This is a genomic window from Denitrobacterium detoxificans, assembly GCF_001643775.1.
Taxonomy (GTDB): Bacteria; Actinomycetota; Coriobacteriia; order Coriobacteriales; family Eggerthellaceae; genus Denitrobacterium; species Denitrobacterium detoxificans.
Genome location: NZ_CP011402.1, coordinates 1,632,815 through 1,648,160, shown reverse-complemented (window position 1 = coordinate 1,648,160; position 15,346 = coordinate 1,632,815). Strand labels below are relative to the sequence as shown.

General features: G+C 59.9%; 12 protein-coding genes. All 12 read left to right on the top strand.

The window, feature by feature from the left end; all coding sequences use genetic code 11:
* Positions 1-103: 103 nt before the first annotated feature.
* The 12 genes from AAY81_RS06970 to AAY81_RS06915 all read left to right on the top strand — a co-directional run bounded on the left by AAY81_RS06970 (position 104) and on the right by AAY81_RS06915 (position 15,318).
* A complete protein-coding gene (locus tag AAY81_RS06970; RefSeq protein ID WP_240480568.1) occupies positions 104-1,732 on the top strand; it encodes a peptidoglycan D,D-transpeptidase FtsI family protein in 1,629 nt (542 codons plus the stop codon).
* A 13-nt stretch (positions 1,733-1,745) separates the two neighbouring features.
* Positions 1,746-3,230, top strand: a complete 1,485-nt coding sequence (locus tag AAY81_RS06965; protein WP_066663147.1) for a UDP-N-acetylmuramoyl-L-alanyl-D-glutamate--2,6-diaminopimelate ligase — start codon at positions 1,746-1,748, stop codon at positions 3,228-3,230.
* 6 nt (positions 3,231-3,236) lie between these two features.
* The gene (locus AAY81_RS06960) at positions 3,237-4,679 is read left to right on the top strand and encodes a UDP-N-acetylmuramoyl-tripeptide--D-alanyl-D-alanine ligase (RefSeq protein WP_066663144.1); all 1,443 of its coding nucleotides are present in this window, start codon (positions 3,237-3,239) and stop codon (positions 4,677-4,679) included.
* Between the two features lies 1 nt (position 4,680).
* Complete coding sequence (mraY, locus tag AAY81_RS06955; RefSeq protein ID WP_066663142.1) at positions 4,681-5,730, top strand: phospho-N-acetylmuramoyl-pentapeptide-transferase; 1,050 nt, start codon at positions 4,681-4,683, stop codon at positions 5,728-5,730.
* Between the two features lie 4 nt (positions 5,731-5,734).
* Positions 5,735-7,201, top strand: coding sequence for a UDP-N-acetylmuramoyl-L-alanine--D-glutamate ligase (gene murD / locus AAY81_RS06950; protein WP_066663140.1), 1,467 nt, complete (start codon positions 5,735-5,737; stop codon positions 7,199-7,201).
* Positions 7,202-7,235: 34 nt separating this feature from the next.
* Positions 7,236-8,594 carry an FtsW/RodA/SpoVE family cell cycle protein gene (locus AAY81_RS06945; RefSeq protein ID WP_240480567.1) on the top strand — a complete coding sequence of 453 codons (1,359 nt, stop codon included), beginning with the start codon at positions 7,236-7,238 and terminating at the stop codon, positions 8,592-8,594.
* 3 nt (positions 8,595-8,597) lie between these two features.
* Complete coding sequence (murG, locus tag AAY81_RS06940; RefSeq protein ID WP_066663135.1) at positions 8,598-9,692, top strand: undecaprenyldiphospho-muramoylpentapeptide beta-N-acetylglucosaminyltransferase; 1,095 nt, start codon at positions 8,598-8,600, stop codon at positions 9,690-9,692.
* A gap of 61 nt (positions 9,693-9,753) precedes the next feature.
* Entirely contained in the window at positions 9,754-11,166 is a 1,413-nt protein-coding gene (gene murC / locus AAY81_RS06935) for a UDP-N-acetylmuramate--L-alanine ligase (protein WP_066663133.1), read from the top strand.
* A 4-nt stretch (positions 11,167-11,170) separates the two neighbouring features.
* Positions 11,171-12,088 carry a UDP-N-acetylmuramate dehydrogenase gene (gene murB, locus AAY81_RS06930; protein WP_066663130.1) on the top strand — a complete coding sequence of 306 codons (918 nt, stop codon included), beginning with the start codon at positions 11,171-11,173 and terminating at the stop codon, positions 12,086-12,088.
* Positions 12,089-12,263: 175 nt separating this feature from the next.
* Positions 12,264-13,088, top strand: coding sequence for a cell division protein FtsQ/DivIB (locus AAY81_RS06925; RefSeq protein ID WP_240480566.1), 825 nt, complete (start codon positions 12,264-12,266; stop codon positions 13,086-13,088).
* A gap of 250 nt (positions 13,089-13,338) precedes the next feature.
* Positions 13,339-14,460 carry a cell division protein FtsZ gene (ftsZ, locus tag AAY81_RS06920; protein ID WP_066665098.1) on the top strand — a complete coding sequence of 374 codons (1,122 nt, stop codon included), beginning with the start codon at positions 13,339-13,341 and terminating at the stop codon, positions 14,458-14,460.
* A 15-nt stretch (positions 14,461-14,475) separates the two neighbouring features.
* Entirely contained in the window at positions 14,476-15,318 is an 843-nt protein-coding gene (locus AAY81_RS06915) for a purine nucleoside phosphorylase YfiH/LACC1 family protein (RefSeq protein WP_066663124.1), read from the top strand.
* Positions 15,319-15,346 lie beyond the last annotated feature (28 nt).

Here is a 15,346-nt window from a genome sequence, read left to right as displayed (position 1 = left end):
GGCGTCTTCCCGTAGAACCTCCCAACGCAATCGCTCGCGCGGTCGCGCCTCATCGTCGCGTCAACGCGCGCCTTATGTGGTGGCGGGTAACCCGTCTATGCGCATGGCAGTCGTGTTTGGACTGTTTCTGCTTGTCGTGCTTTTCTTTGTGGGGCGCCTGTTCTACCTTACGCTCATCGTGGGGCCTGAAAACGCCGAGACCGCCATTTCGGGTCGTACGGAGACCATCACCGTGGAAGCGAAGCGCGGCACTATCTACGATCGAAACGGCAACGTGCTTGCCACGAGCGTGGATGCAACCACCATCTACTGCAATCCCTCCGAAGTGACCGACCCGCGTGGGCTGGCCGATACGCTCGTGCAGCTGTTTGGTGGCGTGAAGTCCGACTATACGAAGAAGCTCACGTCGACTTCCACGTTCGTGTACCTCTACAAGAAGGCCGACGTGGATGTGGCGAGCACCTTGAAGGACATGGGCTACGACGGCGTGTACTTCCTAAGCGACTCGAAGCGCGTCTACCCATATGGCCAAACGGCGGGGCAGGTCATTGGCCTGTGCGATACCGATGGCAATGGCATTGCCGGCTTGGAGCTGTATTACGATGACGTCCTTTCGGGCGAAGATGGCGAAATCGTTGCCGAGTACGGCAAGGGTGGTTATCCCATCGCCGGTGGCCAGCAGCAGACGGTTGCTGCTACCGATGGGCAGGACATCGTTGTCTCCATCGACATCGAGATGCAGGAGTATCTCGAAGAGCGCCTGACCCAGGCAGTGTCGGATATCGAAGGCAATCGTGGCGATTCGATTATCTACGATGGTGCCACGGGCGAGATCTTGGCCATCGCCTCCACGCCCTACCTGAATCCCTCCGACCGTTCCACGGTGGAGGAGGGCGCCACGACGCTCATGCCCATTAACACGATGTACGAACCAGGCTCCATCTTCAAGAGCGTGACCATGGCTGCTGTGCTCGAGGCTGGCGTGCTCACGCCTGAAAGCGAGATTTACTGCCCCGCGTACTTGGAAGCCGACGAGTACACCGTGTCGGATGCCCATGCCCGTGCGTCGCAGACATTCACGCTCACGCAGATCTTGGCGGAATCGTCCAACGTTGGTACGTCACTCGCCGCCGCTGAACTCGGGTTCGGGCCGCTCTACGACAAGATTCTGGAGTACGGCTTCGCTCAGAAGACGGGCGTGGACTTCCCAGGTGAATCGGCGGGTTCCTGCAGCGAGCAGAGCACGTGGTCGCTCGTTCGCTCGTACAACGTGAGCTTCGGCCAGGGTATTTCCGTGACGCCGTTGCAGATGGCACGCTTCTATGGCGCTTTGGCGAACGATGGCGTGGCCTATCAGCCTCATTTCCTGTTGAGCTACCCGCAAACGGGCGAGGAGCCAACGTACGAGGGCACGAAGCTCATCACCAGCAGCACGGTCGACAGCCTTACGGGCATGTTGGAGGCAGTTGTTACTGAAGGTACGGGTACGAAGGCGGCAATCGATGGCTACAGCGTAGCGGGTAAGACGGGCACGGCCCAGTATGCCGGCGATTCGGGTACGTATGTGGATGGGTCGTACGACATCAGCTTCATCGGCTATTTGCCCGATACCGATTCCGATTTGGTCTGTTTTGTAGGGGTAACGGAGGTTCCTGGCGACCGGTCTACTGCCAATGCCTTTAAGGATATAATGACGTTTGCTATAAACCACTACAAAATCGCCGCTCAGTAAAGGACAGGCTTTTATGGGAATGACATGCAGAGAGCTGTTCGAGGGAATCGATTGCACCATCATCGGCAACGATTCGGAAGTCGTCGAAGGGCTTTCTTATAGCAGCAATACCGTTTCTTCCGGCGATGCATTCTTTTGCATCGTCGGTTTGCGTGTAGACGGTCATTCGTTTGCACAGGACGCCATCAACCATGGCGCACGCGTCATCGTCGCAGAGCGCAAGGTGTATCTTGCCGACGCAACCGATGTCGTCGAGGTTATCGTCTCCGATTCGCGCAAGGCCATGGCGCAGGCCGCGGCCAACTTCTATGGCCATCCCGCCAACGCATTCGACCTGGTGGGCATTACCGGCACGAATGGCAAGACCACTACCACCTACCTGGTAGAGCATATCGCCCACACTGCGCTCGCGCGCACGGGCGTCATTGGTACGGTGGGCGTGCGTATCGACAAGCGGTTCGAACACGCCGAGCGCACCACGCCCGAATCGTGCGATCTGCAGGCGCTGTTTGCCAAGATGCGCGATGCGAAGTGCGACACCGTTGCCATGGAGGTTAGCTCGCACGCACTCGACCTGAAGCGCGTGTGGGGCACCCGTTTCGCGGTTACCGCGTTTTCGAACCTCACGCAGGATCACCTCGACTACCACAAGACGTTCGAGGCCTACTTCGAGGCGAAGGCGCTCCTCTTTTCCTCCGATTACCCTGCCAAGCGCGTCATCTGCATCGACGACGCCTGGGGCCAGGAATTGCTGCGTCGTTGCGCCGCTGCGGGTGACGAGGTCATCTCCACGGGCTTCGACGAGAAGGCGCTCATTCATCCCGTGAGCGTTACGTATGCCACCACGCATACCGACATCGAGCTCGACGTGCGCGGCAATCGCTATGCGTTTACCTATCCGCTCGTTGGCCGCTTCAACGTTTCGAACGTCATGCTTGCGTTTGGCATTGGCCTCGAGCTGGGCATCCCTGCGAACACCATCGTCGATGCCCTGAAGTCCGCTCCGCAGGTGCCCGGTCGCCTGCAGCGCATTTCCGCGCAGCACGACGGGGGCGTGTCGGTATTCGTCGACTATGCGCATACGCCCGACGCCCTTGAAAAGGCTATTTCGGCCGTGAAGAACCTTTCTTCGGGTCGCACCATCGTGGTGTTTGGCTGCGGTGGCGATCGCGACGCCACGAAGCGCCCCATTATGGGCCGCACGTCGCTTGCCGCCGATTACGCCGTTGTTACGTCGGACAACCCCCGTACCGAAGACCCCAACGCCATCATCGACGCCATCGTGGCCGGCATGGGCGAGGGCGAAGGTCGCTTCTGCGTGGAGCCCGACCGTCGCAGCGCCATTGCGCGTGCTATCGCGGAAGCGAATAGCGGCGATAGCATTTTGGTTGCGGGCAAGGGTCACGAAGATTATCAGCTCGTTGGCGGCAAGACGCTTCATTTCTCCGACGCGGAAGTCGTGGCGGAAGAGCTTGAGAGGGCTTTTGGCCAGAAGTAGGTTTTCATGCGTTTTACCCCCGAAGAAATAGCCGCCGTAACGGGCGGAAGCATTTGCAATGGGGTGCAGGGTCAATCGACCTGCACCTCGTTTACGTGGGATTCCCGCCACGTCGAAGCAGGGACGCTCTACATTGCCATTAGCGGTCAGCGCGTCGACGGGCATACGTTCTGCCTTTCCGCCGCGCAGGCTGGCGCCGTTGCGTGCCTGGTGGAGCATCGACTTCCTGAAGCTGAGGAAGCCCAGATCGCGCAGGCTGGCGCTGCGCTTGTGCTCGTTCCCAACGTACAAGCTGCGTTTACGCAGCTTGCTGCTGCGTGGCGCGAGAAGCTGCAGGGCACGGTTATCGCGGTAACGGGTTCCTCGGGCAAGACGACCACGAAGAACCTGGTGCGTGACGTGCTTTTGGCGCATGGTTCTACCGTGGCTACCCAGGGCAATCAGAATAACGAGCTGGGCGTTCCCGCTACCGTGCTTCGTGCCGACGTGGACACGAAGTTCGTTGTCGTGGAAATGGGCATGCGTGGCCTGGGCGAACTGCAGGAGCTTTGCACGTTCGTGAAGCCGCATTGGGCACTCGTCACCAACGTTGGGGAAAGCCATATCGAGCTGCTTGGCAGCCGCGATGGCATTGCCCATGCGAAGGCCGAGGCCCTATTCGCGGTACCCGAAGGCGGTTTGGCCTTCGTGAACTCCAGTGATGATTACGCTGTGCAGCTTGCCGAATATGGCCAGGTGAATGAGCATGGTGCAACGCTCGTTCACTTTGACGGCTCGGGTTGCGCCCCCGAAGAGCGCCCCGAGTCGCTGCGTCCTTCGGTGTGGGCGTCCGACATTCAGGTTGCCGACAATGGCTGCGCTTCCTTCGTGCTGCACACGCCCGCGGGAAGTGCGCCGTGCTCTTTGGCAATGCCGGGCGTGCATAACGTTCACAATGCCTGTGCGGCTGCCGCGTGCGGCGTAAGCGCGGGTATGGATCCTGCTCTCATCACGCGCGTGCTCGGTGAAGCGCGGGCTCAGACGGGCAGGCAGAATGTCATTACCGCGCCCTCGGGCGTTATCGTCATCGACGATGCGTACAATGCGAACCCCGATTCCATGCGTGCGTCGCTTGCGTCATTTGCGGCCATGCGCACGCAGGGTAGCCGCGTTGCCGTATTGGGCGATATGGGCGAGCTTGGCTCGTTCGCCGAAGACGGTCATCGTCGCGTGGGCAAACTTGCTGCCCAGGCGGGTCTCGACCGCCTCATTTGCGTGGGGCCGCTGGCGCGCATCATCGCGCAGTCGGCTGCCGAAGAGGGTCTAGCGGAAAGCGCCATCTCGTGCGTTGACGATGCTGCTTCCGCGCTTGCCCAGCTTGAAGGCTCGCTCCATGAGGGCGACGCCGTACTCGTGAAGGCTTCGCATTCCGTGGGCCTTGAAGTCGTCGTTGAAGGACTGGTGTCCTAGTATGCTGAATCTTTACGCTCCCTATCCGTCGTTCCAGCTGTTCCTGGCAACCGTGGTGGCAGCTGTGGTCGTCCTGGTGGCCATGCCTGCGTTCATTCGCCTTATGAAACGCGACCACATTGGCCAGCAGGTGCGTGACGATGGCCCCCAGACGCATCTCATCAAGCAGGGAACGCCCACCATGGGCGGCCTCGTTATGCTCGTGGGCTTGCTCGTTGCCGTCGTGCTCATCAACGACTTCACGCCGGCTACGGTACTACTGCTCGCAGCCACGCTGCTTACGGGCTTTTTGGGGCTCATCGACGACTATTCCAAGGTTCGCTTCCAGAACACCGAAGGCGTTTCTCCGAAGGGGAAGCTGGTCGTTCAGTTCCTCATTGCCATCGTATTCGTTATCGCAGCAGTGAATTGGGTGGGTGTTTCTCCCACGGTGAGCATTCCGTTTGTGGTCGACATCGACATGGGAGTGCTTACCACGGTGCTGCCCATTGGCGATGGCATCTCCATCCCATGGCTCTACGTGTTGTTCGTTACGGTTCTCATTGCCGGCATGAGCAATGCCACGAACCTCACCGACGGACTGGATGGCCTGGCCAGCGGTACGGTCATGGTCGTCATGCTGTTCATGGCCATCATCGCGTATCGTTCCGACATGCTCGACGTGTCCATCTTTGCCGGCGCTCTGTGCGGCGCCTGCATTGGCTTTTTGTGGTTCAACGCGTATCCCGCCGACATCTTCATGGGCGACACCGGTTCGCTGGCTCTGGGCACGGCGCTTGCCTGCCTGGCCGTACTCACGAAGACGGAAGTGCTTTCCCTGGTCATGGGCGGACTGTTCGTGGCCGAGGCCCTTTCCGTCATGATCCAGGTGTTCTACTACAAGCGCACCAAGAAGCGCATCTTCCTCATGGCGCCTCTTCATCATCATTTCGAGAAGAAGGGCTGGAGCGAAGTGAAGGTGGTCATCCGCTTCTGGATCGTCTCGGGCACGCTGGCAGCCATTGGCTTCATCATCTATTTCGCGGAATCCCTCGTGGAAATGGGAGTGTAAACGCATGGATTCTAGTTTCATCTCCGGTCGTAAGAGCGCCCCGGCACATCTGGGGCGCGTTCTCATTTTGGGTCTTGGCAAGAGCGGCAAGGCTGCAGCCTCCTATTGTGCGAGCCTTATGGGTACGCGCGTCGAGTCGCTGCACATTGCGGGTGGTACCTCGAACGAGGACGCCATCGCCTTTGCGCGCACGTGCCAGGAGGCGGGCGCAACCGTTGAATTTGACACGCAGGTGATTACCGGCTCGTATGACCTGTGCATTGCCTCGCCTGGTATTTCCGAGTTCAGCGATTTCTATTTGTCTGCAAAGGCGGCTTCCACCGAGATCATCAGCGAAGTTGAATTTGCGTGGCGCGAAAGCGCCGAAAGCTCCGTTTGGGTGGCCATCACGGGCACCAACGGTAAGACCACCACGACTTCGCTCATTGCCCACCTGCTGAAACATGCGGGCATGAAGGCGAATGCCGTGGGCAACATTGGCGATACGTGCCTGGATGCCGTGCGTCTGGACGAGACTGATGTCTACGTTGCCGAGGTTAGCTCGTATCAGCTGGCTTCTACCGTGCGCTTTGCGCCCAATGTTGCCGTTCTGCTGAACATCACGCCTGATCACGTTACCTGGCATCGTACGCATCAGAACTACGTCGATGCGAAGCTGAAGGTACTGGCCAATCTTTCTGCCACCCCGAATGCCACCGCGGTGCTCGATGCCGTGAATGACACTGTGCGTGCCACGGTTCGCTCGCTGAAGGCACAGCCTGCTCAGGAACGTGGGTTTGCCTACGTTCCCGTGGGAACCGCCCGCGGCATCGCGGGCGACATGCGCGCTGCATGCGGTAGCGAAAATGCCGCGTTCCTGCGCGAAGACGGCATGCTCGTGGTTGCCCTGGGTGGGGAAGAACATGCGCTTTGCAAGGCTTCCGACCTGCTTATCCCTGGCGAGCACAACGTGTCTAACGCGCTTGCCGCCGCCTCTGCCGCGCTTGCCGCAGGTGCGGCTCCCGCAGCGGTTGCCGAGGGACTCGCCACGTTTTCCTCGCTTGAGCATCGTCTCGAGGGCTGTGGGCAGATTCATGGCGTGTCTTGCTACAACGATTCGAAGGCTACGAACGTGGATGCCACGCTCAAGGCACTTGCCGCCTTCGACCCGCGTCGTCCCATCGTTCTGCTGGGCGGTACCGACAAGCTTACCGCGCTCGACGAGCTGGTAGCGCAATCGAACGAGCATTGTGCCTCCGTGGTTCTGTTTGGCGCTTCGCGCGACCGTTTCGCCGAAGCGTTCCAGGCGGCCACCATTCCGGTCTATCTGGCCGATCATCTGGAAGATGCCCTCGACGAGGCCCTGAGCCACGCCCAGGAAGGCGACATCGTGCTGCTTTCCCCTGCGTGCGCATCATTCGACGAGTTCTCGGGTTTCGAGGAGCGCGGTCGCGTGTTCAAGGCGATGGTTGCCCAGCGGGCCCAAGCATAGGTAGCCGATGGCGCGCGATAGGAAAAACTCTTCTTTGCCTGCATCCCAGGCCGGCAGTGCACGACGTTCTTCGTCGGTGCTGTTCGGCGGTTCGCGTGATGTTGTCATTCCGCGTGTGGCCCTGGTTGCCTCGGTCATCGTGCTGACCGTGTTCGGCCTGATCATGGTCTTCTCGTCTTCCACGATTGAAGCCATAAACGAGGACGCGAGCGTAACGAGCTATCTGTTCAAGCAGCTGGGCATCGTTCTGTTTAGCTTGGTGATGTGCGCGGCTATGTCGATTTTCATTCCGTATTACCGTTGGCGTGGGCGTTTGCTCGATGCCTTCATGCTTGGCACCATCATCTTGCTTTTGCTCACGGCCCTCATTGGCACGGTGGGGCTGGGTGCGCAGCGTTGGCTTTCTATTGGCCCCATTAGCTTCCAGCCGTCGGAATTCGCCAAGGTCGCCTTCCTGGCCATGGCGGCTCGCGTGTACGCCGAACTTGTCGAGGGTGAAATAGACCTGGGTCAGGCGCTCATTCGCGCTGGCTTGCTCGTGGTCCTGCCCCTGGGGCTGCTGTTCATCACGCAGTCCGACCTTGGTACCACTATGATCTGCCTGGTGGGCATCGTCGCCGTTTTGTGGCTGGGCGAGGTGCCGATCCGCTATTTCGTGGTTTTCCTCATCCTCATTGTGCTCGTTGCCATTTTCGGTATCGCCTCGGCAGCCTATCGTTCCAGCCGCTTTGCGTTCCTGGACCCGTGGGCCGATCCGTATGGATCCGGCTACCAGCTCATCCGCGCGTTCTATGCGTTTGGCGAAGGCGGCTTGTTCGGCGTGGGCCTGGGCAATTCCGCGGAAAAGTACCTGTATTTGCCTGAAGCCGAGACCGACTTCATTTTCGCCATCATTGGCGAGGAGTTTGGCTTGGTGGGTGCCGTGGTCATCGTGGCACTGTTCATTTGCGTGCTGTGGGCGGGCCTGCGCATCGCGCGTAATGCCCCCGACCTGTTCGGCACCATGATTGCCGGCGGTTGCACCATCATGCTCGTCTTCCAGGCGTTCCTGAACATTGGCTGCGTCATCGGCCTTCTGCCCACTACGGGCAAGCCGCTGCCGTTCATTTCCTCGGGTGGTTCGTCCATGATTGGCTCGTATTTGCTTGTGGGCATGATTCTTTCCGTTTCGTTCGCGTCGGGCAGCGAATCGGGGCTGTACCAGAAGCGTCGCGAGAACCTGCGCGTTGTGCGCGCGGAATCCCCGACGTCTTCGTCGCGTGGCACGTCTTCCCGTTCCTCGCAGCGTCCCCGCCGTTCTTCCGAACGTCCGCGTTCCTCATCGACAAGGCCGCGCAATACGAGTAGCTCGCGCTCCTCACGTTCAACGCAGCGGTCCCGTAGAAGGAGATAGACAATGAACATCGTCGTTTCTGGCGGTGGTACCGCCGGTCATATCAATCCCGCGCTCGCCCTTGCCGACGAGCTGCAGCGTCGCGGCCATACCGTGTACTTCGCGGGTACGCCCCAGGGCGTGGAGTCCCGCTTGGTGCCCCAGGCTGGTATCCCGTTCACGGCGTTTCCCGCTACGGGGTTCAACCGCAACCATCCTGCCACCATCGTGAAGGCCCTGCGCCTCATGAATTCCTCCACGAAGAAGGCCCGCGCCTGGTTCAACGAGGTGAAGCCCGATTGCGTGGTGTGCTTTGGCGGCTACGTGTGCATTCCCGTGGGCCGTGCTGCAGAGCAGCTTGGCATTCCCGTGGTAGTGCACGAGCAGAACTCCATCATGGGCCTGGCGAATAAGTACCTGTCGAAGAAGGCCGCAGCCGTGGCGCTTACGTATCGCGTTGCCGGCGATGCGGTAGGGGACGCTTCCAAGCTCGTGGTTACGGGCAATCCTGTGCGCTCGTCGGTGTTCGACGCCACGCGCGAAGCGGGTCGTGCGTATGCGGGCGTGCCCGAGGACGCCCTTATGCTTGTGGTGTTTGGCGGTAGCCTGGGTGCGCGCCATATCAATACGGCGCTTTGCCAGCAGGCTCGCGAACTGCTGAAGCGCCCGAATCTCTACGTGCGTCACATTACGGGACCAAAGGAATACGACACCGTGTGCGAACAGCTTGATATTCCCGAGGAGCTGAAGGATCGCTGGACGGTCGTGGGTTACGAGGATCGCATGGGCGACGTGCTTGCCGCGTGCGATTGCGTTGTTTCCCGTTCGGGCGCTACGTCGCTTGCCGAGATCTCCGCGCTGGGCATTCCCGCCCTGCTCGTTCCGTTCCCCTATGCCACGGCCGATCATCAGACTACTAACGCACGCGAGTATGTTGATGCCGGTGCGGCGTATGTGATTGCCGACGATCAGGTGGAGTCTCCCGAATTTGCCGACTTGCTGGCGAAACTCGTCGACGACGCCTCGGTTCGCGAGGGCATGCATGCGGCGGCTGCTTCGTTTCGGACGAATGAGGCGGCAAGCAAATTGGCAGATGTTGTGATAGGCGCTACACGCTAGACGCAGCGGTCTAGAATAGGTGTTTCCAAAAGCAGAAGCGCGAAAGGTACATTGGGTCGTCATGACGCAGAATCAAATCGAGAGAGTTCATTTTATTGGCGTCGGTGGCGTGGGCATGAGCGGCATCGCTCGCGTAGCCCATGACCAGGGAATGGTTGTCACGGGTTCCGATTTGAAGGAAAGCCGTTATACCAAGCAGCTCGAGGAAGCCGGTATCACGGTGTTCGTGGGCCAGGCAGCTGAAAACATCCCCACCGATCCGCTGCCCGATGTAGTCGTGGTGTCTACGGCCATCATGGAGAACAATCCCGAACTGGTTGAAGCCAAGCGCCTGGGCATTCCCGTCGTGCATCGCGCTCGCATGCTCGCTGCACTGGGCATGGGCAAGAAGACGCTTGCCGTTGCCGGCACGCATGGCAAGACCACTACCTCTTCCATGGTCGCTTCCATCCTGGATGGCATGGGCGCTGACCCCACGTTTCTCATTGGCGGTATCGTGCGCGCCTACCAGACCAACGCCCATTCCGGCTCGGGAGAGTACTACGTGGTAGAGGCCGACGAAAGCGACAAGAGCTTTACGTATCTCGATCCGCTGGGCGTGCTCGTGACGAATGTGGAAGCTGACCACCTGGATCACTATTCCGACCTGGATGAGATCTACGCGAAGTTCGCCGAGTTCATGGCGTCCGTTCCCGAAGAGGGTGTCGTCGTGGTGTGCGACGAGGAACACGAGCTCGTGGAGCTGGCTCGTGGCACGGGTCGTCGCGTAATTACCTACGGCCAGACGAAGACCGCCGACGTGAAGATCCTCTCGTGGGGTGCTTCGGGCGTGGGCAGCATCTTCGTGCTGCAGATGCCCGACGGTACCACTGTGCAGGGTCGCGTGAAGCAGAATCCCGGCCGTCATAACGTGCTGAATGCCGCGGGTGCCTTGTCCCTTCTGTGGGGCGTGGGCGAAGACGTGCAGGCTGCGGCCGATGCCCTGGCGGAATTCGCGGGCGTACGTCGTCGCTTCGACCTAGTGGGCGAGGCGAATGGCGTTACCATCGTCGACGATTACGCGCATCATCCCACGGAAATCGCAGCCACCATCTCGGCGGCTCGCAAGCTCGATTTCAATGCGGTGCACGTGCTGTTCCAGCCGCATCGCTATTCCCGTCTTCCCCTGTTCACCGAAGTGCTGCGCTCCGATTTCGCACATGCCTTCGATCAGGCCGATTCCGTCACGTTCATGGACGTGTACGCTGCGGGCGAAGTGCCCGTGCCTGGCGTGAACGGCAAGACGTTCATGGACGTGCTGGAAGATTCCAGCGACCATCCTTCGCTTACGTATATTCACCATCGCCTCGATGTCGTTCCTTCGCTCGTCGAACGCGTGAAGCCCGGCGACCTGGTTATCACCATGGGTGCGGGCGATGTTACTGCTATGGGTCCCAGCTTGCTTGCGGCCCTGCAGGACAAGGCGAACGCATAGGTTTATGACGCCCTCGCAGATTGGCGCGCTGCGCCAGCTTAGCCTGACCCCCAAAAGCGAGCTTCGCTTCGACGAGCGCCTGGCGCGTCGTACCACGTTGCGCGTGGGTGGGCCTGCCGCATGCTGGGCCCAGGTGGCTACGTTTGGCGATCTGAAGCGCGTGCTTGGAGTGTGCTCGGAAGCCGGCATTCCTTGGACGGTTATTGGCGGCGGAAGCAATCTGCTCGTTTCCGACCAGGGGTTTCCCGGCGTGGTCGTGCATTTGTGCGGTGAATTTCGCACGTGGAATTACGACGAGGAGTCGCTTCACTTTACGGTGGGCGCGGCCGTTTCGCTTTCGCGCATCGTGCAGGAGGCATTTCGTCGTGGTCTTTCCGGCATGGAATTCGCCGTGGGAACGCCAGGTACGGTTGGCGGTGCCATCCGCATGAACGCGGGTACGAGCGAGCGCGGCATGAGCACGCGCGTCGTCTCGGTCACCACGTACGATCCCGACCGCGGGCTGAAGCGCTATGCGGCGAGCGACATCCAGTGGGGCTATCGCAGTACCTCGTTTTCGCCCCGTGAGGTTATCCTTGAATGCGTTCTGTCCGTGAAGCCCGGGCAGGAAGCGTTCATCCGTGCGAAAATGGAGGGGTCGCTCGCGCGTCGCAAGCGCACGCAGCCGCTCGATTTCCCTTCGTGTGGTAGCGTGTTCCGTAACCCCAGCGGCCAGCATGCTGGCGCCCTCATCGAGGGCTGCGGCCTGTCGGGTACGCGCATCGGCGGGGCACAGATTTCGGGTAAGCACGCCAACTTCATCGTGAACACCGGCGAAGCTTCCGCGCACGACGTAATTGAACTTATCCAGTTGGCACAGCATAAGGTGAAGCAGGAACATGGCATCGAACTCAAACCGGAGGTACGGTTCCTCGGATTCTAGGGCGCGCCGTCGCTCCTCGTCTTCGGGCTCCCGCCCTACTGCGCGTTCCGCTTCTAGCCGAGCGCGCGCCTCTCAGCGCAGTGCGGGTTCGCGTGCCGCGTACCGTCCTTCGAACATTTCACGTACATCGTCGCGCCGTCCAACGCAGCGCGTTTCGTCGGTATCCATTGGCGAATTGAACCGTGCCTCGTCGGCGGGGCGCAGGTCTTCTTCTCCTTCCGTTTCTTCGGGTGGCATTCGTCGCGTCATTATCGTGTTCGTGCTGCTGGTTCTACTGGCTATCGCGGGTACGGTCGTGTATTGGTCGAGTCTGTTCACCGTTTCGCAGGTTACCGTTTCCGGTTGCACGCATCTTACGGCGAGCGAAATGACCGAGTTGGCGCAGGTTCCCTCGGGTACCACGCTCTTGCGCGTCGATGCGGGCGCTATCGAGAAGCGCTTGGAATCCGACGCATGGGTGGAAGACGCTGCAGTGAACCGCATCTTCCCCGATACGCTCGAGCTCGTTATCACCGAACGCAGCATTGCTGCGGTCGTTACGATTACTTCCGTTTCCGACCAGCAATCTGAAGATTGGGCCATCGCGTCCGATGGCACGTGGCTCATGAAGATTCCCGAGCAGGGGAGTGCCGAAGCGGCAAACATCAGCCAGCAGATTTACGAGGACGCCGAAAGCGTGCTGCACATCACCGATGTGCCGTATGGCGTAAACCCGCAGGTAGGTTCCGTGTGCACCGATGAGAGCGTGCTCAACGCCCTTACTATCGTGTCGTCGCTTTCCACCGAGCTCGCCGATTCCGTGACCACGGTGTCGGCTACCGACTCGGCGAATACCGTGCTTACGCTCAGCAATGGCGTGCAGATCGCCTTCGGCGAGGCCGAGAACATTCGCGACAAGGAACGCGTGTGCCTGGAGCTCATGGAGCAGCATCCCGACGCAATCTCCTACATCAACGTGCGCGTCGTTACCAGCCCCACGTATCGAGCACTCTCGTCGTAGGGGCTTTTGCGCAGGTGGGCGATTGCGCTGCTTTCGCGGGGCGTTGAGGGGCCTGGAATTGCTTCAAGCGCAGTCCGCTTTCTCCATAATTGTGAACGGCGAACGCAATTAATAGCGTGAGCAGCGCCTAAGCATTTGCAAACGCCTATTCATCGTGTACAATTCCCGTAGTGTGCAGTTTTTTGTACGCAGATACACCCAAGGATTTGAAAAAACGCAGCAGAGCAAACGCAGCACTGTGGAGGAAAATATGCCGAATATCAAAGGACCTGACAACCTGGCGGTCATCAAAGTCGTAGGTGTCGGCGGTGGCGGCACGAACGCCGTAAACCGTATGGTGGAAGCCGGAATCAAGGGTGTTGAATTCATTGCAATCAATACCGACCATCAGGCTCTCCTCATGTCGGATGCCGACAAGACGATTCACATCGGCGAAGAGCTCACTCGTGGTCTCGGCGCAGGTGCGAACCCGGAAGTTGGTGCCCAGGCGGCCGAGGAAAGCCGTACCGAAATTCGCGACGCGCTGGCTGAAGCCGACATGGTCTTCGTTACCGCTGGCGAAGGTGGTGGCACCGGTACGGGTGCTGCTCCCGTTGTTGCCGAAATTGCCCGCGAGGAAATCGGCGCTCTTACCGTCGGCATTGTCACCAAGCCGTTCAGCTTCGAAGGTCGCCTTCGTCGCAACCAGGCCGAGCAGGGCATCGATTTGCTCTCTCAGAAGGTCGACACCCTCATCGTCATCCCGAACGACCGTCTTCTCGAAGTGGTCGACAAGAAGACCAGCATGCTCGAGGCGTTCCGCATTGCCGACGATACCCTGCGTCAGGGCATCCAGGGCGTAACCGACCTCATCACCATTCCTGGTCTCATTAACCTCGACTTCGCCGACATCCGCACGGTCATGAAGGACGCTGGCACCGCCATGATGGGCATTGGCATCTGCTCCGGTGAAAACCGTGCACTCGACGCCGCCCAGCAGGCCACGAACTCCAAGCTCCTGGAAGCCGGCATCGCTGGTGCTTCCCGCGTGCTGTTCTCCATCGCCGGTGGTCCCGACCTCACGCTTTCCGAGGTCGACGAAGCCGCTCGCGTGGTGGAAGGTTGCGCCGACGAAAGCGCCAACATCATCTACGGTCAGATCGTCGACGATTCCCTGGAAGACCAGGTTCGCATTACGGTCATCGCCACGGGCTTCAAGATGGAAGCTGCTCAGGCGGCCATGAACTACCAGCGCGATCTGTTCGCCAGCACTGCGAACGCCGTTGCAGAAGCGGCACCCAGCCAGCCGGCGTACTCGTCTCCTTCGGGTAACGGCAACGGTCGTTTCTCCGACGAGGATTACATCCCCGACTTCCTGAAACGCCAGCGCTAACGTAAAGAAGCACTCATGAAAACGGCCCAAGGACTTCCGCTTCCAAGCTTGTCCCGGGGCCGTTTTCTGCGTTCCGATGCCTCTGCTTCCGAAGAGGCGATCTATGCGTATACCGACGAAGCGCTCTTCGAAGCTTCCGGCGTGCGCATTGCCTTCACCGAGCGCGCCGGTGGCTTTAGCGTCTCGCCGTTCGATTCGCTCAACCTGGGTGAATACGTCGACGACGATCCGGCGGTGGTGCAGGGGAATCGCAGAAAACTGCTCTCGGCGCTTGGCTTTCCGAATGCGCAGATTATCTCGCCCAAGCAGGTGCATGGCACCGATGTGGCCATTTGGCGTTACATGAACGAGACAAATCTCGTTCGTCAGACCGCCCAGCAGGGAGCCGACGCCCTGGTGGTGGAAGATGCCCAATGTGCGGCCCTGCTCGTCTTCGCCGATTGCATGCCCGTTATCCTCGTTGCGCCCAATGGCGCGTTTGCCGTGGCCCATGCGGGCTGGCGTGGTGCGTATGGGCATGTAGCCGTGCGTGCGTTGCTTGCGCTTTGCGAGTATTCCTGCTGCCAGCCTGGCGAATGCAATGCCTATATTGGCCCTTACATTCATGCCGAATGCTTCGAGGTAAGCAACGACCTCATGCAGCGTTTTTCCATCGCTTTCGGCGAGGATTGCGCGCCTGATGCGCGTCATGTCGACTTGGGTCGCGTGGTTTCCTCCGACTTGCAGCATGCTGGCATTGTTCCCGAGCGTATTGCCGATGTGGACATTTGCACTGCCTGTAACACCAGCAAGTTCTATTCGTATCGCGCCCAGCAGGGCATTTGCGGAAGACATGGGGCTCTCGCTGTGAGACAATAGCGAAAGTACGATTTAAGCCGAAATGAAC